15 protein-coding genes and 1 pseudogene are annotated in these 19,344 nt (G+C 71.1%); 6 read left to right on the top strand and 10 right to left on the bottom strand.

Annotation, left to right across the window (positions count from 1 at the left end):
- Positions 1-13 precede the first annotated feature (13 nt).
- Entirely contained in the window at positions 14-2,842 is a 2,829-nt protein-coding gene (locus tag OGH68_RS06810) for a DEAD/DEAH box helicase (protein ID WP_264242416.1), read from the top strand.
- 123 nt (positions 2,843-2,965) lie between these two features.
- Here the strand turns inward: OGH68_RS06810 and OGH68_RS06805 are convergent, their stop codons facing one another.
- The 6 genes and pseudogenes from OGH68_RS06805 to OGH68_RS06780 form a co-directional block, all read right to left on the bottom strand.
- Positions 2,966-3,361, bottom strand: a complete 396-nt coding sequence (locus tag OGH68_RS06805) for a nuclear transport factor 2 family protein (protein WP_264242415.1) — start codon at positions 3,359-3,361, stop codon at positions 2,966-2,968.
- Between the two features lie 43 nt (positions 3,362-3,404).
- Positions 3,405-3,635: pseudogene (locus tag OGH68_RS06800) on the bottom strand (ADP-ribosylglycohydrolase family protein); the annotation flags it as partial.
- A gap of 78 nt (positions 3,636-3,713) precedes the next feature.
- Positions 3,714-5,228, bottom strand: coding sequence for a glycerol kinase GlpK (glpK, locus tag OGH68_RS06795; RefSeq protein ID WP_264242414.1), 1,515 nt, complete (start codon positions 5,226-5,228; stop codon positions 3,714-3,716).
- Positions 5,229-5,251: 23 nt separating this feature from the next.
- On the bottom strand, positions 5,252-6,082 hold the full coding sequence (locus tag OGH68_RS06790) for an MIP/aquaporin family protein (protein ID WP_264242413.1): 831 nt from the start codon (positions 6,080-6,082) through the stop codon (positions 5,252-5,254).
- 439 nt (positions 6,083-6,521) lie between these two features.
- Positions 6,522-7,376: a siderophore-interacting protein gene (locus tag OGH68_RS06785; RefSeq protein WP_264242412.1), complete on the bottom strand. Its 855-nt coding sequence runs from the start codon at positions 7,374-7,376 to the stop codon at positions 6,522-6,524.
- Between the two features lie 75 nt (positions 7,377-7,451).
- Positions 7,452-8,411, bottom strand: a complete 960-nt coding sequence (locus OGH68_RS06780; protein WP_413470944.1) for a 5'-3' exonuclease — start codon at positions 8,409-8,411, stop codon at positions 7,452-7,454.
- 210 nt (positions 8,412-8,621) lie between these two features.
- Here OGH68_RS06780 and OGH68_RS06775 point away from each other — a divergent pair, with 210 nt between their 5' ends.
- From OGH68_RS06775 to OGH68_RS06760, 4 genes are all read left to right on the top strand, one after another.
- Positions 8,622-9,779, top strand: coding sequence for a quaternary amine ABC transporter ATP-binding protein (locus OGH68_RS06775; protein ID WP_264242411.1), 1,158 nt, complete (start codon positions 8,622-8,624; stop codon positions 9,777-9,779).
- Complete coding sequence (locus tag OGH68_RS06770) at positions 9,772-12,396, top strand: ABC transporter permease/substrate binding protein (RefSeq protein ID WP_264242410.1); 2,625 nt, start codon at positions 9,772-9,774, stop codon at positions 12,394-12,396. The genes OGH68_RS06775 and OGH68_RS06770 overlap by 8 nt, the downstream gene beginning before the upstream one ends.
- A gap of 202 nt (positions 12,397-12,598) precedes the next feature.
- The gene (locus tag OGH68_RS06765; protein ID WP_264242409.1) at positions 12,599-13,192 is read left to right on the top strand and encodes a helix-turn-helix domain-containing protein; all 594 of its coding nucleotides are present in this window, start codon (positions 12,599-12,601) and stop codon (positions 13,190-13,192) included.
- 9 nt (positions 13,193-13,201) lie between these two features.
- The gene (locus OGH68_RS06760; RefSeq protein ID WP_264242408.1) at positions 13,202-13,948 is read left to right on the top strand and encodes a helical backbone metal receptor; all 747 of its coding nucleotides are present in this window, start codon (positions 13,202-13,204) and stop codon (positions 13,946-13,948) included.
- On the opposite strand, the gene OGH68_RS06755 is transcribed toward OGH68_RS06760, so the two are convergent.
- The gene (locus tag OGH68_RS06755; RefSeq protein WP_264242407.1) at positions 13,899-15,041 is read right to left on the bottom strand and encodes a TDT family transporter; all 1,143 of its coding nucleotides are present in this window, start codon (positions 15,039-15,041) and stop codon (positions 13,899-13,901) included. The two genes, OGH68_RS06760 and OGH68_RS06755, sit on opposite strands and share 50 nt — an antisense overlap.
- Positions 15,042-15,111: 70 nt before the next feature.
- Between OGH68_RS06755 and OGH68_RS06750 the strand changes: the two genes are divergently transcribed.
- A complete protein-coding gene (locus OGH68_RS06750) occupies positions 15,112-16,032 on the top strand; it encodes a LysR family transcriptional regulator (protein ID WP_264242406.1) in 921 nt (306 codons plus the stop codon).
- Positions 16,033-16,173: 141 nt separating this feature from the next.
- Here OGH68_RS06750 and OGH68_RS06745 read toward each other — a convergent pair whose 3' ends face one another.
- From OGH68_RS06745 to OGH68_RS06735, 3 genes are all read right to left on the bottom strand, one after another.
- Positions 16,174-16,863, bottom strand: coding sequence for a gamma-glutamyl-gamma-aminobutyrate hydrolase family protein (locus OGH68_RS06745; protein ID WP_264242405.1), 690 nt, complete (start codon positions 16,861-16,863; stop codon positions 16,174-16,176).
- A 47-nt stretch (positions 16,864-16,910) separates the two neighbouring features.
- A complete protein-coding gene (gene eat, locus OGH68_RS06740) occupies positions 16,911-18,386 on the bottom strand; it encodes an ethanolamine permease (RefSeq protein WP_264242404.1) in 1,476 nt (491 codons plus the stop codon).
- Between the two features lie 154 nt (positions 18,387-18,540).
- Complete coding sequence (locus OGH68_RS06735; RefSeq protein ID WP_264242403.1) at positions 18,541-19,281, bottom strand: FadR/GntR family transcriptional regulator; 741 nt, start codon at positions 19,279-19,281, stop codon at positions 18,541-18,543.
- Positions 19,282-19,344 lie beyond the last annotated feature (63 nt).

Below are 19,344 nucleotides of genomic sequence, written 5' to 3'. Positions count from 1 at the left end.
GCTCGTGAACAAGATGACCGAGGATCTCTCTCCCGCAGAGCGCTATGCCGCCGCCCGCGTCCGCGCCGCCGAGGAGGCCACCGCGCTGGCCCCCTTCCGCGCGATGTACGACTTCGATCTCGATCCCTTCCAGATCGAGGCATGCCAGGCCCTGGAGGCGGGCAAAGGCGTGCTCGTCGCCGCGCCCACCGGTTCGGGCAAGACCATCGTCGGCGAGTTCGCCGTGCATCTCGCCCTCGAGCAGGGCCGCAAGTGCTTCTACACCACGCCCATCAAGGCCCTCTCGAACCAGAAGTACACCGACCTGGTCAAGCGGTACGGCTCCGCGAAGGTCGGCCTGCTGACCGGTGACAACAGCGTCAACGCCGGCGCGCCGGTGGTCGTCATGACGACCGAGGTGCTGCGCAACATGCTGTACGCGGGTTCCCAGGCGCTGACGGGTCTCGGCTATGTCGTCATGGACGAGGTGCACTACCTCTCCGACCGCTTCCGGGGCGCGGTGTGGGAGGAAGTGATCATCCATCTCCCCGAGTCGGTGACACTGGTGTCACTCTCGGCGACCGTGTCGAACGCGGAGGAGTTCGGCGACTGGCTCGACACCGTCCGCGGCGACACCGAGGTCATCGTCTCCGAGCACCGTCCCGTCCCGCTGTGGCAGCACGTCATGGCCGGGCGGCGGATGTACGACCTCTTCGAGGAGGAGAGCGACCACGGCGGCCGCGGTGTCGCCCGCCGCGAGGTCAACCCCGATCTCGTACGGCTGGCCCGGATGGAGAGCAGCCGCGCGTACAACCCGCGCGACCGCCGCCGCGGCAAGATGGTCCGGGAGGCGGACCGGGAGCGCGAGCGGCGACAGCGCAGCCGCATCTGGACACCCGGCCGGCCCGAGGTCATCGACCGGCTCGACGCCGAGGGTCTGCTGCCCGCGATCACGTTCATCTTCAGCCGCGCGGCCTGCGAGGCCGCCGTGCAGCAGTGCCTCTACGCGGGTCTGCGGCTCAACGACGAGGAGGCGCGCACGAAGGTGCGCGAGATCGTCGAGGAGCGGACCGCCTCCATCCCAGGGGAGGACCTCCATGTCCTCGGCTACTACGAGTGGCTGGAAGGTCTGGAGCGGGGCATCGCCGCCCACCACGCCGGCATGCTGCCGACCTTCAAGGAGGTCGTCGAGGAACTGTTCGTACGCGGCCTGGTGAAGGCCGTGTTCGCGACGGAAACGCTGGCGCTCGGCATCAACATGCCCGCCCGTTCCGTGGTGCTGGAGAAGCTCGTCAAGTGGAACGGCGAGCAGCACGCCGACATCACCCCCGGCGAGTACACCCAGTTGACGGGTCGCGCCGGGCGCCGAGGCATCGACGTCGAGGGCCACGCGGTGGTCCTGTGGCAGCGGGCCATGGACCCGGGCGCGCTCGCCGGACTCGCCGGCACACGGACCTACCCGCTGCGCTCCAGCTTCAAGCCGTCGTACAACATGGCGGTCAATCTGGTGCAGCAGTTCGGCCGGCACCGCTCGCGCGAGCTGCTGGAGACGTCGTTCGCGCAGTTCCAGGCCGACAAGTCGGTGGTGGGCATCTCCCGCCAGGTGCAGCGCAACGAGGAGGGCCTCCAGGGGTACCGCGAGGGCATGACCTGCCACCTCGGCGACTTCGAGGAGTACGCGCGGCTGCGCCGCGACCTCAAGGACCGCGAGACCGAACTCGCCAAGCAGGGCGCCGCGCAGCGCCGCGCGGCCGCCGCCGCGTCGCTGGAACGGCTGAAGCAGGGCGACGTGATCCATGTGCCGACGGGCAAGTTCGCCGGTCTGGCGCTGGTCCTCGATCCCGGACTGCCCGCCGGGCGGACGGGCGGCCACCGAGGCTTCGAGTACCACGACGGGCCGCGCCCGCTGGTGCTCACCGCGGAGCGTCAGGTCAAGCGGCTGGCGTCGATCGACTTCCCGGTGCCGGTCGAGGCGCTGGAGCGGATGCGCATCCCCAAGTCCTTCAACCCCCGCTCACCGCAGTCGCGTCGGGATCTCGCGTCGGCGCTGCGCACCAAGGCGGGGCACATCGCGCCCGAGCGGCACCGCAAGGGCCGGTCCCCCGCGGCGGACGACCGTGAGATCACCAGGCTCCGCGCCGAACTGCGGGCCCACCCCTGCCACGGCTGCGACGAGCGCGAGGACCACGCCCGCTGGGCGGAGCGCTACCACCGGCTGCAGCGGGACACCCGGCAGCTGGAGCGCCGCATCGAGGGCCGTACGAACACCATCGCGCGGACCTTCGACCGGATCGTCGCCCTGCTGACGGAGATGGACTACCTCCGCGGCAACGAGGTCACCGAGGACGGCAAGCGCCTCGCCAGGCTCTACGGCGAACTGGACCTGCTGGCCAGCGAGTGCCTGCGCGAGCGGGTCTGGGAGGGGCTGAGCCCTGCGGAACTGGCCGCGTGCGTGTCGGCGTTGGTGTACGAGGCGCGGCAGTCGGACGACGCGCTGCCGCCCAAGGTGCCCGCCGGGAAGGCGAAGGCCGCGCTGGGCGAGATGGTCCGCATCTGGGGCCGGCTGGACGCCTTGGAGGAGGAGTTCAGGATCAACCAGGCGGAGGGCGTCGGACAGCGGGAGCCGGACCTCGGTTTCGCCTGGGCCGCGTACGAATGGGCCTCCGACAAGGGGCTCGACGCGGTGCTGCGCGAGGCGGGGATGCCCGCGGGCGACTTCGTGCGCTGGTGCAAGCAGGTCATCGACGTGCTCGGCCAGATCGCCGCGGCCGCGCCCCGGGAGAACAGCACCGTCGCGAAAAACGCCCGCAAGGCGGTCGACTCGCTGCTGCGGGGCGTGGTGGCGTACAGCTCGGTCGGCTGACGATCACGGCTCCCGTCGGCTGACGATCACCGGGTCCCGGTCCATGCGGCCGGGGCCCGGTCGGTCAGGCGCGGGAGGACGTTCGCTCGGTGGAGGACGTGCAGCGTGTCGCCCGGTCGTCCCTCACCTCCAGAAGGCGTTCAGTTCGTCGATGTCCTCGACGCACTCGTCGATGTCGGTGATCTTCCCGCCCGCGATGGAGAAGAACAGGCCTTCACGCATCTCGAGACCGCGGTCGCCGCGGTCCGCGCGCGTGGTGTGGAACGACATGACGTGCCCGCGCCCATCGGCCAGGATCGTCTCGATCTGGATCTGCATCGTGCCGGCGGTCTCCTCGCCGATGCGGCGGAAGAGGCCCATGATCGCTTCCCGTCCCTTGTGGTGCCCGGAGAGGATGTGATCACCAGGGACGTGGAAGACGGCGTCGGCGGTGAACAGCTCACCGAGGGTGTCCATGTCACCCGCGACGAATGCCGTGTAGCCCCGGCGGACCAGGGCGCAGTCAGGGTGTTCGGACATGGTGATCCATGCCTTTCGTCCGTGAATTTCCCTTTTGGCTCCATCATCCGCCGGGGCGGAAGCACTGTCCACGGCGCAGTGCCACGGCCAGATCGGTGAGCTCCGCGAGGCGCAGCACCCGGTCGCCGAACCCCGGCAGCGGCACATGCAGCGGTGCCGTCCACCGCGCGGGCACCGCGTCGATGCCGTACACGGCGCCCGCGAGCGCGCCCGTCACGGCGGCCACCGTGTCGGTGTCGCCGCCGAGGTCGACGGCCGCAGCGAGGGCCTCCTCGAGTCGGTGGACCGTTTTCGTGTGGTGGGCTGAGGCAGTGCAGGCCCGGGGCGAACACACAGGCGCTCGCCGTCCCGGCTATTCGACCTCGACCCAGTCGAGACTGCGTTGCACGGCCTTCTTCCAGCCCGCGTAGCCCTTCTCCCGCTCCTCCTCGCTCCACTGCGGCTCCCACCGCTTCGACTCGTGCCAGTGCGAGCGGAGCTCGTCGGTGTTCTCCCAGAAGCCGGTTGCAAGCCCCGCCGCGTAGGCGGCGCCGAGCGCGGTGGTCTCGGCCACGACCGGGCGGCTGACCGGTACGCCGAGGACATCGGCCTGGATCTGCATGCACAGGTCGTTGGCGGTGACGCCGCCGTCGACCCGCAGCACGTCGAGTGCGACGCCCGAGTCCTGCGCCATCGCTTCGGCTACGTCGCGGCTCTGGTAACAGATGGCTTCCAGGGTCGCCCTGGCCAGATGCGCGTTGGTGTGGAAGCGAGCGAGGCCGACGATCGCGCCCCGGGCATCGGAGCGCCAGTATGGAGCGAACAGGCCGGAGAAGGCCGGTACGAAGTAGATGCCGCCGCTGTCCTGCGCCTGCTTGGCCAGGGCCTCCACCTCAGAAGAGGAGCTGATGATGTGCATCTGGTCGCGGAGCCACTGGACGGCGGAGCCGGTGACGGCGATGGATCCCTCCAGGGCGTACACCGCCGGAGCGTCCCCGAACTGGTAGGCCAGCGTCGTCAGCAGGCCACTGCTGGAGCGGACGATCTCCGTGCCCGTGTTGAGGACCAGGAAGTTTCCGGTGCCGTAGGTGTTCTTGGCCTCGCCCGGGCGGAAGCAGACCTGGCCGACCGTGGCCGCCTGCTGGTCCCCGAGGACGCCCGTGATGGGTACGGCGGTGCGCAGCGGACGGGTGGTGCGGGTGGTCCCGAACGCCTCCGGGTGCGAGGACGGATTGATGGCCGGGAGCATGGCGCGTGGGATGCCGAAGACGTCGAGCAGTTCGTCGTCCCAGTCGAGGGTCTGGAGGTTCATCAGCATGGTACGGCTGGCGTTGGTGACGTCCGTGGCGTGGATGCCGCCGTTCGGACCGCCGGTGAGGTTCCACAGGACCCAGGCGTCCGTGTTGCCGAAGACGGCCCGGCCGTTCTCGGCGGCCTCCCGGACACCGTCGACGTTCTCCAGGATCCACTTGATCTTCCCGCCGGAGAAGTACGTCGCCGGGGGCAGCCCTGTCTTGCGCCGGATGAGGTCCCCGTGTTCGCGCTCCAGTGCCGCGGCTATGGAGTCGGTGCGGGTGTCCTGCCAGACGATCGCGTTGTAGTGCGGCTGACCGGTGCTGGGATCCCAGATGACCGTGGTCTCCCGCTGGTTGGTGATCCCTATGGCCGCCAGGTCGGCGGCGGACAGGGCGCCTTGGCGGATGGCGTTCTGCATTGTGGAGTTCGTGCGTTCCCAGATCTCCACGGGGTCGTGTTCGACCCAGCCGGAGCGCGGGAAGATCTGCTCGTGTTCGAGCTGGTGGCGTGCGACCTCGTTGCCGTCGTGGTCGAAGATCATAAAACGGGTGCTGGTGGTGCCTTGGTCCACCGCACCGACGAACTCGGGCATGGCTGGCCTCTCACTCGTCCGGTTTACTGGTCCGGCGCGGGCACCCGGCCGGGCTCCTGCTCGGCGACGGGCAGGAAGCGGCTGATCAGCAGGCGGTAGAACAGTGCACCGACCAGACCACCGATCAGGGGGCCGGCGATCGGCACCCAGAAGTAGAGGTCGCCGTACTGATCACGCCAAGCGCCTCCGTAGCCCGTCAGGAACGCCGCCAGCCGGGGCCCGAGGTCACGGGCCGGGTTGATCGCGTAGCCGGCGTTGGTCCCCCAGGCCATGCCGATGACGACGACGATCAGGCCGATGATGAAGGGGGCTAGATTCGCGCGCGGCGGTGTGTTGAGCAGATCGGTGACCGCGAAGATCAGCAGCACCAGCAGGGCGGTGCCGATGATCTGGTCACGGAAGGCCCCGAACTGGCTGATCGGGAGAACGCCGTTGCCCGGCAAGGTGGAGAAGACGATCTCCGTCTTGTCGGTGTGGCCGGGGTCGGCCCGCGCCAGCACCTCGCTGTAGTTCCAGCGCACCAGCAGGGCGGCCACGAAAGCGCCCGCCGTCTGTGCCAGGGCGTACGGCAGGACCTTGCGCCATGGGAAGCCTTTGAAAGCCGCGAGCGCGAGGGTGACCGCGGGATTGATGTGGGCGCCGCTGACCCGCGCCGCCACATAAACGCCGAAAACGACGCCCAGACCCCAGCCCCAGGCGATGCTGTCGTGGTCACCCAGTGCCCCGTCGGTCAGCGCACCACCGGCGACGACCTGTGCGACGACACCGCACCCGAAGAGAATGAGGATCATGGTGCCTGCGAACTCGGCAGAGAGTTCACCGATGAAACGTGTTCTGGACGTGGGTTCCGGCATGTTCTGCACCTCTCGCCCGGTTGGTCGGGCCGACTGTGGCCGCGCACCGGCAATGCTCTCCTGCGCGGGCGCGGACGGCATCTTTGGTGCGGCTGTCCGGGTCCGCCGGCTGGCGCGGGAGGACGTTCGCTCGGTGGAGGACGTGCAGCGTGTTGCGTCGAGGACGTCGACGAACCGAACGCCTTTTGAGGAGCGGGGGTCGAAGGACTCGGGGATGCGCATCCGCTCCAGTGCCTCGACTTCGGGCTGGGGCTGCACAGCAGCCCGGCTGCGGGCACTGCCACTGCCGCCAGGCCGTAGGGGGAGATCGAGGCCACCGCGCGAAGCGTGGTACGGGGCCGGGGCTTGCCCCGCCACGCGGCGGAGCCGCACATCGGTACAGCGGGAAGGGGCGGGTAGGGGAACGGCCCCGCGCATGCGGGCCCGCACTGTCACCGCGTCACGCCGCGCCGCCCTCCTGCTCGCGCTCCACCTGCTCGTTCCACTCCCGCTTCACCGCGCGCCACGCCTCGTCCGTCTTGCCCAGCCGCCAGTAGCCCGAGATCGAGAGCTGCTCCTTGGGGATCTGGCGTTCCACACGCAGCAGGCGGCGCAGTTCCTTCACGCAGGCCGCCTCGCCGTGGACGAACGCGCACACCGTCCCCTCAGGGAAGTCCAGCGCCGTCACCGCCTCGACGAGTGCCTCGCCGACCGGGCGGTCGCCGCGGTGGAGCCAGGTGATCTCCGCGCCGTCCGGAGTGACGCTCTTCTGCTCGTCGTCGGGGCCCGAGACCTCCACGAAGGCGTGGACGACGGCGCCCGGCGGCATGTGTTCCATCGCCGCCGCGATCGCCGGCAGCGCGCTCTCGTCGCCGGCCAGCAGGTGCCAGTCCGCCTCCGGGGAGGGGGCGTAACCACCGCCGGGCCCGAGGAGCCGCATCGTGTCGCCGACGCGGGCCCGGGCCGCCCACGGGCCGGCGAGGCCCTCGTCGCCGTGGACGACGAAGTCGACGGTCAGCTCGCGGTGGGCGGCGTCCCAGGTCCGCACCGTGTAGGTCCGGTTCGCGGGCCACTGGTCGCGTGGCAGCTCCTCGCGGATCCGGTCCATGTCGAACGGCTCCGGGTACGTGACGCCCTCGGCGGGGAAGACCAGCTTGACGTAGTGGTCGGTGTAACCGCCGAGGTCGAACGCGGCCAGCCCGTCACCCCCGAGCACCACCCGCACCATGTGCGGGGTGAGCCGCTCGGTGCGCACCACCTGCGCCTCGTGGACCTTCGGGGACGTGCGGGCCGGTCGTTCCGCTCGATCTGCCACGGTGCTGCTCCCTGGACGAGGATGGTTGCTTAGGCTTACCTAAGTTAACATCCATCGGGCCCGAGCCTCGGCGCCTCAGTGCTTCAGTGCGTTGAGCAGCCGCACCACCGCGCCGCCCAGCCCCCACCGCCCCGCGAGTTCCTCGACGGCGACCGGATCGCGCGGCGCGGCCGGCAGTGTCGCGTCGAAGACGGGCAGCGCCACGTCGGTGGCGACCCGCACCACCTTGGGTGCGACGGCGAGATAGGCCCGTGCCTCGTCCAGGCGCCGACGCTGCGTGGGTGTCAGCTTCGACGTGCGGTCTCCGACGGCGGCCATGATCCCGTCCAGGTCGCCGTACGTGTCGAGCAGCTTGGCCGCGGTCTTCTCGCCGATGCCCGGAACGCCGGGCAGCCCGTCGCTCGGGTCGCCGCGCAGCAGCGCCAGGTCGACGTAGCCCGGCCCGTCCACCCCGTACCGCTCGCGCAGCCACGCCTCGTCCGTGGTCTGCAGCGTTCCGACGCCCTTGAGCGGATACAGCACACGCCGCTCGCGTGCGTCGTCGACCAGCTGGAACAGGTCGCGGTCGCCGGTGACGATGTCGACCGGGCCGGTCGCGCGGGCGGTGAGGGTGCCGATGATGTCGTCCGCCTCGTACCCCTCGGCGCCGACGCGGGCGATGCCGAACGCCGCGAGGGCGGCCTCGATGATCGGGACCTGCGGGGTGAGGGTGTCGGGGACCTGCTCATCGTCCGGGCCGAGCTCGTGCTCCTGGGCGACGCGATGTGCCTTGTACGACGGGATGAGGTCCACACGCCACTGGGGCCGCCAGTCGTTGTCCCAGCAGGCGACCAGATCGTCCGGGCGGTGGTCCTGGACCAGTCGCGCGATGAAGTCGAGGAGTCCTCGCACCGCGTTGACCGGCGTGCCGTCGGGCGCCCGGACGGAGTCGGGTACCCCGTAATAGGCCCGGAAGTAGAGGGAAGCGGTGTCGAGGAGCATCAGGCGTCGGGTCACGGGCACGATGATGCCGCACCGCACCGACAGCGGGCCCATAACCCGTGACCGGTGCCCCTGACACTACATGCCGAAGGTGAACTGAGTCACACTTCCGTTTGGCTGCCGCGGACCGGGGGAGGCGTGGGCGCGGAGCCAACCCGGTACGGATTTCAACAATTGCACCGGGCAACGGGAAGACCTCGTCGCGCTCCACTGCCTGCCGGCGGGGGTGGCGGGCCGTTTTCCGGTTCGACCCGTGAGGTGTATGTGTCCAGGCTGCAGGCAGAGCACTTGTACAAAGTGTTCGGCAGACGACCCGACGAAGCGGTGACCAGGCTCGAAGGCGGCGCCGACCGCGACGAGCTGCGCGCCGACGGCACAACCGCAGCGGTCGTCGACGCCTCCTTCACGGTCGAGCCGGGCCAGATATTCGTCGTCATGGGTCTCTCCGGCTCCGGCAAGTCCACACTGCTGCGCATGCTCAACGGGCTCCTGGAGCCCACCGCCGGACGCGTGCTCTTCGACGGCCAGGACCTGACCGGCCTGACCGGCCGCGACCTGCGGACCGTACGGTCCACCAAGATCAGCATGGTGTTCCAGCACTTCGCGCTCTTCCCGCACCGCAGCGTTCTCGAGAACGCCGGCTACGGGCTCGAGGTCCAGGGCGTCCCCCGCGCCGAACGCGACCGGCGCGCCAAGGAGGCCCTGGAACTGGTCGGCCTCGGCGGCTGGGAGAAGTCCTGGCCCGACGAGCTGTCCGGCGGCATGCAGCAGCGCGTCGGCCTCGCCCGCGCGCTCGCCACCGACGCCGACCTGTTGCTGATGGACGAGTCCTTCAGCGCCCTCGACCCGCTGATCCGCCGCGACATGCAGGACCAGCTGCTCGAACTCCAGAAGCGCCTGAAGAAGACCATCGTCTTCATCACCCACGACCTCAACGAGGCCATGCGGCTCGGTGACTCGATCGCCGTCATGCGCGACGGCAGGATCGTCCAGCTCGGCACCGCCGAGGACATCCTCGTCACCCCGGCCAACGACTACGTCGCCTCCTTCACCCAGGACGTCGACCGCTCCCGGGTGCTCACCGCCGGCGCGATCATGGCCGACCCGGAGACGGCGTACGGCACGAAGACGGACAGCGGCAAGGAACTGCGCGACGCCGCCGACGTGCTGGCCGCCGCGCCCGCGACCGTCCCCGCCGACACGCCGATCATCGAGCTGTTCACGCCCTGCTCCACCAGCGGCGTGGCCGTCGCCGTGACCGACGACGAGGGCGAACTGATCGGCGTCGTACCCAGGGCCCGTCTGCTCGCCGTCCTCGGCGAGCCGATGACGCCCGCCCCGCCGCCGGCCGTGCCCGCGCAGTCCGCGCCGGACCTCGGCAAGCCCGCCGCCCCGGCGCACCAGGCGGTGGCCCGTGCCTAGGCTCCCCCTCGGCGACTGGGTCGACAGCGGTGTCGACTGGCTCCAGCGCCATCTGTCCTGGCTGTTCGACGCGATCAGCTCGCTCGTCACCGGAATGTACGACGCCATCGACGCGGCGCTCTCCGCGCCGGCGCCGCTGCTCTTCGCCGGCATCCTCGCGGTCGTCGCGTGGTGGCTGCGCGGGCTGCTCGCCGGTGTCCTCGCCTTCGCGGGCTTCGCGCTGATCGACGCCGTCGAACTGTGGGACGACGCCATGTCGACCCTTTCGCTGGTGCTCGTCGCCACCCTCGTGACGCTCGCGATCGCCGTTCCGCTCGGCATCTGGGCCTCGCGGTCGAAGACGGTCAGCACGATCGTCCGGCCGGTGCTCGACTTCATGCAGACGATGCCCGCGATGGTCTATCTGATCCCCGGCATCATCTTCTTCGGCGTCGGCGTGGTCCCCGGCATCATCGCCACGATCATCTTCGCCCTGCCGCCCGGCGTACGGATGACCGAACTCGGTATCCGGCAGGTCGACGAGGAGCTCGTCGAGGCCGCGGAGGCCTTCGGCACCACCCCGCGCAACACACTGATCCGGGTGCAGCTCCCGCTCGCCCTGCCGACGATCATGGCCGGTATCAACCAGGTCATCATGCTGGGCCTGTCCATGGTCGTCATCGCCGGCATGGTCGGCGGCGGTGGCCTCGGCGGCGCCGTCTACCGGGCCATCGGCAACGTCGACATCGGCCTCGGTTTCGAGGCCGGCGTCTCGATCGTCATCCTCGCCATGTACCTCGACCGGATGACCGGTGCGCTGGGCCGCCAGGTCTCGCCGCTCGGCCGCCGCGCGCTCGCCAAGGCGCGTGCCATGGCCGGCGGGCTGAAGATCTGGGACCACCGCCCGCAGCCCGCCGTCGCGGTCGTCGGCATCGTCGTCCTCGCCCTCGTGGCAGGCGGCATGAACATGTTCGGCGGCGACAGGTCGGACACCGCCGCGGACGCGTCGAGGATCGGGGACGGCAAGAAGGTCTCCATCGGCTACATCCCGTGGGACGAGGGCATCGCCTCCACCTTCCTGTGGAAGGAGCTGCTGGAGCAGCGCGGCTTCGAGGTCGACACCAAGCAGCTGGAGGCCGGTTCGCTCTACACCGGACTCGCAGGCGGGCAGATCGACTTCCAGACCGACGCCTGGCTGCCGGTCACCCACGCCTCGTACATGGAGAAGTACCAGGACAAGCTCGAGGACCTGGGCTCCTGGTACGGCCCCACCTCGCTCGAGCTGTCCGTCCCCGCCTACATGAAGGGCGTCGACTCCCTCGAGGACCTCAAGGGCAGGTCGGAGGAGTTCGACGGCCGGATCATCGGCATCGAGCCGAGCGCCGGGATGATGGGCATCCTCAAGGACAAGGTCCTGAAGGACTACGGCCTCGAGGGCGAGTACAAGGTCGTCGACGGCTCCACGCCCGGCATGCTGGCCGAGCTGAAGCGCGCGTACGACAAGAAGGAGCCCATCGTCACCACCCTGTGGTCGCCGCACTGGGCGTACAGCACCTACGACCTGAAGAAGCTCAAGGATCCCAAGGGCTCCTGGGGCAAGGGCGACGGTGTGCACACCCTCGCGCGCAAGGGCTTCTCCGAGGAGTTCCCCCAGGTCGGCAAGTGGCTGAACGACTTCAAGATGACCGAGGAGCAGCTCACCGGTCTCGAGGCGAAGATCCAGGAGACGGGCAAGGGCAAGGAGCAGGAAGCCGTCCGCGCCTGGCTGAAGGAGAACCCGGACCTCGCCGGCAAGTGGGCTCCGGTGGACCGGAGCGGCACGGCGGGCAAGGGCGGCAAGGACGAGCGCGACCGTCCCCTGAACGTCGCCTGGTTCCCGTGGGAGGAGGACATCGCCGCCACCTACCTGTGGAAGGCGGTCCTCGAGGAGCGCGGCTACACGATGAACCTCAAGCAGTTCGAGGTCGGCCCGATGTACACCGCGCTCTCCCGCGGCCAGATCGACGTGCAGTTCGACGGCTGGCTGCCGATCACGCAGAAGAAGTACTGGGACAAGTACGGTGACCGGCTCACCGACCTCGGCGCCTGGTACGGGCCCACGTCCCTGGAACTCGCAGTGCCCTCGTACGTCGACGGGGTCGACTCCCTGGCCGACCTCAAGGGCCGCGGCGACGAGTTCAAGGGCCGCATCGTCGGCATCGAGCCCGGCACCGAGACCATGAACATCCTCAAGAACAAGGTCCTGCCGGACTACGGTCTCGAGGGCGAGTTCGAGGTCGTCGACAGCTCAACCCCGGGCATGCTCGCGGAGCTGAAGCGCTCGTACGCCAAGAAGGAGCCGATCGCGGTCATGCTGTGGACCCCGCACTGGGCCTACAGCGAGTACGAGCTGACCAAGCTCGCCGACCCGAAGAAGTCCTTCGGCGGGGGCGACGAGATCCACACCGTCGCCTCCAAGAACTTCCCCCGGCAGTACCCGCAGCTCACGAAGTGGTTCAAGGACTTCAAGCTCGACGAGAAGCAGCTCGCCGGACTGGAGAACGAGATCCAGAAGTACGGCACGGGACACGAGGAGGAGGCCGTCAAGGCCTGGATGGAGCAGAACCCGGGCATCGCGGACGAGATCGCACCGCGGTAGCCCGCCGGGGCCCGTGCGGACACGAGCCCCGGGCCCTCACGCGAAGGGGTGGATCCGGCCGATACGGCGGGATCCACCCCTTTCCGGTACCTGTCCGCGTCCCTCCGGCCCCCTCGGAGGCCTTTGCTCACGCGCTTGTCGAGTACGGCTGGACCGATGATGCGTATGGTGAGACAGGACCCAGGGGAGGGGAGCCCGGCCCATGGACGCGAAGGACGCGAAGGACACCAAGGAGAGGGAAGAACCTCTCCGGGTGGGCGCGGCCGTGCGCAAACGCCGCAGGAACCTCGGCCTCACACTGGCCGCCGTCGCCGCCCGCAGCGGACTCTCCGTGCCCTTCCTCAGCCAGATCGAGAACGAGCGGGCCCGGCCCAGCATGCGCTCCCTCCAGCGGGTCGCCGACGCCCTCGACACCACCGCGCAGCGGCTGCTCGCCGCCTCCGACGCGGGACGCACCGTCGACCTCGTGCGCGCCGGTGACGATGCCCGTTCCTCCGGTCCCACCGACGGCATCCGCGCCCTGGTGCGCGGGCGGCACCAGCTGAACGCGCTGGAGTTCACCGGCGAACAGGAGACCGGCCGCGAGTTCGAGCACCGCAACGACGAGCTGCTGTACGTCGCGGACGGCGCCGTCGAGGTCGAGGCGGAGGGCCGGGCCTACCGGCTGGGCCCCGGCGACGCGCTCTTCCTGTCCGGCGGCGTACGGCACCGCTGGCGCGCCACCACGCCGGACACCCGCATCCTCGTCGTCGCGGTCTCCGAGTACATCGCCACGACCAGCGACCCGCGCGGCTGAGGCGGCCCCGTGCGCGTCGTTTCCCTGGTTCCCTCGCTGACCGAGGCGATCGCCGTCACCGCGCCCGGTCTCCTCGTCGGCGTCACCGACTGGTGCAGCCGTCCGCCCGGTCTCGACGCCCGGCGGATCGGCGGCACCAAGAACCCGGACGTGGCGGCGGTGCTGGCACTGCGGCCCGACCGGGTGATCGCCAACGAGGAGGAGAACCGTGAGCCCGACCTGACCGCGCTGCGCGAGGCGGGCGCCGAGGTGCTGGTCACCGAGGTACGGGGCCTCGACCAGGCGTTCCGCGAGCTGGAGCGGGTGCTCGTGACCGGATGTGCCCTCGCCCGGCCGCGCTGGCTCGACGAGGCGCAGGAGGCGTGGGCGGCGGTCGAATCCCTGCCGGAGCTGCGGGCCGTGGTGCCCGTATGGCGCCGGCCGTGGATGGTGCTCGGACGCGACACCTTCGCCGGCGACGTGCTCGCCCGCCTCGGCGTCGTCAACGTGTACGCCGGACACACCGAGCGCTACCCGCGCATCCCGCTGGACGAACTGCGGGCGAGCGGCGCCGAGGCCGTCGTCCTGCCCGACGAGCCGTACCGCTTCACCGCCGACGACGGCCCGGAAGCCTTCCCCGGCCTGCCCGCCGCGCTCGTCGACGGGCGGTACCTGACCTGGTACGGGCCCTCCCTCGTCCGCGCGCCCGCGATGCTCGGCGCGGCGCTCAGCGGGGCGCGGCGAGCAGCTCCCGGCACAGCAGACCCCGCACGGTGAGCGCCGCGGCCACCGCCCACGCCGTGACGAGGAACGCGTAGAGCCCGACGGACAGCCACGCGTAGGCCACCAGACCCGTCCGCTCCGCGAGCGCCCCCGCGCCGGTCACGCACGTGCCCACCGGGAAGGTGAACGCCCACCAGCCCATCGTGAACGGCATGCCGCGCCGGGCCGCCCGCAGCACCATCGCCGCCGCGAGCGCCAGCCACAGCAGGGCGAACCCCATCACCGGCACACCGTGGACCAGGGCCAGCGCGCCCAGCGCCGACGCGTACGCCGCCTCGATCGCCTCCGGCGCGACGTCCGCCAGCTTGTGCACGGCGGTCGTCGACTGGCCGAGCGGGCCGAGGACGAGGAACAGCGACGGGGTCAGCGCGAGCGGCAGCGGGCCGTGGTGCACCAGCCGCGCGAAGACCACCGGCAGGACGAGCATCGTGGCCAGCAGACTCAGGCCGAACATCGTGTAGCTCGCGAGCAGCATCGCCTCCCGCCACTGGCCGGGCGGCAGATGCGGCACCAGCAGCGGCCCGGTCGACGCGGACACCATCGGGGCGACGACCGGCAGCAGCCACACCGGCGACGCGCTGCCCGGCGTGAGCCGGTGCCGTACGACCATCAGGTACGGCACGGCGACGGCGGTCACCAGGCCGACGAACGTCCCCGCGCCGAACAGCGCGAACCCCGCCGTGGTCGCGGGACCTTCGCCCACCACGTCCGCGCCGAGCGTGAGCGTGCCGCCGCCGACGGCCAGCAGCGCCATCGACAGACAGCCGTAGAACGGGGCCACGGCGGGGTCGAGAAGATGAGCACGGGCCTGGTCCCGGTGGTGGACCCAGTGCGCCGCCCGGGCGGTGAGCACGACGGCCAGCAGTACCGCGGACAGCGCCCAGACTCCCGTGCACGCCGCCCGCAGACCGGGGACGTCCACCGGCAGCGCGACCCCGGCGCCGGCGACGATCGCCGTCCCCATGACGGCGGCGTACCAGTTCGGGCCGAGATGCCGGAGCGACGGCAGACGGGGCGCGGACGCGGGCGCGCCGGCGGTCCGGGCCGGCCCGGGAGTGCGGGGGAGAGGCTGTACGGCGGTGACCATGGCCTCACGTTCGCCGAGGGCACCCGCCCCCACCAGGGACCTCGCCCCTATCGCCTCATAAGCTGGTCTTATGAGCGAAGAGCCGCGTGTGCCGCTGACCCACCGGGTGCCCGACCTGGGGGCGCTGGAACTGCTGCTCGCGGTGGCCCGGCACGGAAGCCTCGGACGGGCGGCCCGCGAGGTCGGCATCACCCAGCCCGCCGCGAGCAGCCGCATCCGCTCGATGGAACGCCAGTTGGGCGTCGCCCTCGTCGACCGCTCCCCGCGCGGTTCCCGGCTGACCGAGGCGGGCGCCCTGGTAACCGACTGGGCCCGGCGGATCGTGGAGGCGGCGGAGGCGTTCGACGCGGGCGCCCAGGCGCTGCGGGGCCGCCGCGACTCGCGGCTGCGGGTCGCGGCGAGCATGACGATCGCCGAGTACCTGCTGCCCGGGTGGCTGATCGCGCTGCGTGCGGACCGCCCCGACACGGCGGTCTCGCTGATCGCGGGCAACTCGTCGGCGGTGGCGGAACGGCTGCTGTCCGGCGAGGCCGACCTGGGCTTCGTCGAGGGCCTCTCCGTCCCCGACGGCCTGGACGGCACGGTCATCGGCCACGACCGGCTGTTCGTCGTCGCCGCCCCCGGCCATGCGTGGGCCCGGCGGCGCCGGGCCCCCCTGACACCGGAGGAACTGGCCAGGACGCCGCTGGTGCTGCGGGAACGGGGATCCGGTACCCGGCAGGTGCTCGACTCGGCGCTTTCCCGGTACGGCGGGCTCTCCGCCCCGCTGATGGAACTCGCCTCCACCACGGCGGTGAAGGCGGCGGCCGTGAGCGGGGCGGGGCCGGCGGTCCTGAGCGAGCTCGCGGTGACCGAGGAGCTGTCCTCGCGCCGTCTGACGCGGGTGCCGGTGGAGGGCGTGGCCCTCGAACGCGACCTGCGGGCGGTCTGGCCGCACGCCCAGCGGCCGACGGGGCCGGCGCGGGACCTGCTGGGGCTGACGCGGGGGTGACGTGGGGGTGGCGCGGGGCGGTGCGGGTGCGGGTGGGTGGCGCCTGCGGCGGGCTTGTCGCCTCCCCGCCCCTTTCCGAAACCGGGGGCGGAGCCCCCGGTTTCGGAAAGGGGCGGGGAGGGGAAACGGCTCCGCGCAGCGCTACGTGCGCGCCGCGTCCACGAGGCCCGTCATCACCCGCCGGTCCGTCCCCATCTCCGGGTGCCACTGCACCCCCAGCACCCAGCCCGCCCCCGCTGCCCCCGCCTCCACCGCCTCCACCGTCCCGTCCTCCGCGTACGCGCTCGCCACAAGACCCCGTCCCAGCCGGTCCACGGACTGGTGGTGGTACGTCGGGACCTCGGACGTCTCCGGGACCAGTGAGCCGTACAGCGTGCCCGGCACCGGCTTCACCGGGTGCGTGCCGAAGGCGCCGACGCTCTCGGCGTGGCCGTCGAGGTGCTGCACCAGCGTCCCGCCGAGTGCGACGTTCAGCAGTTGCATGCCGCGGCAGATGCCGAGCAGCGGTGTCCCGGACGCGAGGGCCGCACGGATCAGCGCCAGCTCCCAGGCGTCCCGTTCAGGCGCCGGCGGCCCCGTGCGGGGATCGCGCTCGGAGCCGTACCGCTCCGGTGCCACGTCCGGGCCGCCCGCGACGACGATTCCGTCGAGGCGGGCCACGACGGACTCGGCAAGGGACGGCTCGTCCGGCGGAAGCATCGCCGCGAGGCCGCCCGCCGCCTGGACGAGGCGGGGATACCCGGCCGGCAGCAGCGCGGCGGGCAGCTCCCATACGCCCCACCGCGCGGCCGCCTCCCAGTACGTACTGACCCCGATCAGTGGCTGCGACACGACGACAACGCCTCTCTCCGCTTCCGTTCCCGCTGCTCGGGTTCCCGCTACTTGCGTTCCAGTTCGGCCTCCGCGGCCGCCAGCGCCGCGAACTCCTCCTCCGGTGCCCGTGCCACCAGACGATGGCGGCTGTAGAGCGCGAAGTAGGCGAGTGCCACGGCGTACACGCCGAGTGCCATGAACGCCGCGTCCTTGTCCACCAGGAACGTGGCCACCAGCGCCGACAGTGCCAGCACGAAGGCGACCGACGAGGTGACGACACCACCCGGCGTGCGGTACGGACGCGGCAGCTCCGGCTCGCGGCGCCGCAGGACGATGTGCGACAGAGCCATCAGCGCGTAGCTGATCGTCGCACCGAAGACGGCGATGTTCAGCATCCGCGCGCCGTTCCCGGTGCCCGCCGCGAGCGCGAAGCCGATCGCGCCGGGGATCAGCAGCCCGAGATAGGGGGACTTGCGGCGGCTGGTCAGGGACAGGAAGCGCGGCAGGTACCCGGCGCGTGAGAGGGCGAAGAGCTGCCGGGAGCCCGCGTAGATCAGGGAGAAGAAGGACGCCACCAGACCCGCGAGGCCCGCGTAGTTGACGAAGCGGCTCAGCGCGGTCGGGTCGCCGTCGCCCTGCAGCGCGACCACCAGCGGGTTGCCGGCCTCCTGGATGGCGGCGGAACCGCGGGCGCCGCTCGCCGCGAAGAAGGTCAGCAGCGCGAGCAGCACCAGGATCCCCATGGAGATCGACAGCGCCTTCGGCATGGACCGCACCGGGTCCTTCGCCTCCTCCGCGGCGAGCGGCACGCCCTCGACACCGAGGAAGAACCACATGCCGAACGGGAACGCGGCCCAGATCCCCAGCAGGCCGAACGGCAGCCAGGAGCTCGCTCCGAACGCCTCTGTGTCGACGGGGATGTCGTCGAGGCCGCCGGCGCTGAACTCGGTGAACGCACCCACCGCGAAGATCAGCAGTGCCGCGACCGCGATCGCGGTCACCACCAGGCTGAAGCGCAGTGCCTCGCCGACACCCCAGAGGTGGATGCCGATGAAGACCGCGAAGCAGGCCAGATAGACCGGCCAGCCGGATTCCAGGCCGAAGAGCCCCAGTGATTCGACGTAGTCGCCGATGAAGATGGAGATCGCGGCGGGCGCGAGGATGTACTCGATGAGGATGGCGGTGCCGGTGAGGAAGCCGCCCCACGGGCCGAGCGCGCGTCGGGCGAAGCCGTAGCCGCCGCCCGCGGTGGGCAGGATCGCGGACAGCTCGGCGAGCGCGAAGACCAGACAGGCGTACATCGCGCCCATCAGGACGAGGGCGACGGCGAGCCCGCCGAAGCCGCCCTTGGAGAGTCCGATGTTCCAGCCGGAGAAGTCGCCGGAGACGACGTACGCGACGCCGAGGCCGGTCAGCAGCAGCCAGCCGGCGCTGCCTCTGCGCAGGGTGCGCCGGTTCAGATAGGCGTCCCCTTCGGCCCCTCGGGGCTCGGACGACGGGGGAGCGGTGGACGGGGTGCGCGATGTGGTGCCGTCGGCCATGGTCGCTCCTGGCTCAGGTCAAAGGTTTGTGCGGACACCTTTGCGGCCGTGCGGCGGCAGCGCAAGCCCTGTGCGTAAAGCCGGCGTCACGGATTCACCGTGCGCCCCTGCGCGGGCCGGGCCTGCCTGACCCCCACCCGGCCCCGCGCCGGCGTCACGGCAGGAAGCCCCGCAGCAGCGCCGCCGTCCCCTCGCAGTGCTCGCGCATCACCTCGCGCGCCGCGTCCGGATCGCCGTCCAGCACCGCCTCGACGAGGGCCGTGTGCTGGTGCTGCGAGTGCTCCAGATTCCGCACCAGCAGCGGGATGCAGTCGAGCAGATCGTTCAGCTCGGCCCGCACCGCCGCGTACTGGGCGGTGAGCGAGGCGGAGCCGGACAGTTCGGCCAGCGTCAGATGGAGCAGCGTGTCCTGCCTGCGGTACTCCTGCAAGGGGGCGTCGTGCGTCGCGGTCAGCGCGGTCCGCAACTGCCGTGCCCCTTGCTCCGTCAGGCCGTGGGCGGCGCACAGCCCGGCCGCGCCCACCTCCAGCACCTCGCGGAAGCGCAGGGTGTCCTCCACGTCCACGTCCGCGACCCGGCGCCGCAGCTCCTCCTCGCCGGTGCTGTCGGGGCGGTGGAGGACAAACGTTCCGCCGTAGCGGCCGCGCCGGCTCTCCACCAGGCCCTGGTCGGTGAGGACCTTGAGCACTTCGCGGAGGGTGACCCGGCTGATGCCCATGCGCTCGGCCAGCTCCCGTTCCGCCGGCAGCCGCTCCCCGCCCGGGACCAGTCCGAGGCGCAGCAGCTGAAGGATCTGTTCGAGCGCCTCCTCGAAGCCGTTGCCCGCGCGTACGGGGCGCAGCACGGGCGTCAGCCGGTCCGCGGGCCCGTCCGTCGTCCCCTCTGTCTTCGTCACCTCGCCGTTTCCCCTTCCCAATCAATGGTCTCCAGCAATACCTTATGACTCCTGGCTGACCCA

The sequence above is a fragment of the Streptomyces peucetius genome (genome assembly GCF_025854275.1).
GTDB lineage: Bacteria > Actinomycetota > Actinomycetes > Streptomycetales > Streptomycetaceae > Streptomyces > Streptomyces peucetius_A.
This window is presented reverse-complemented; position numbering and strand designations above follow the sequence as displayed.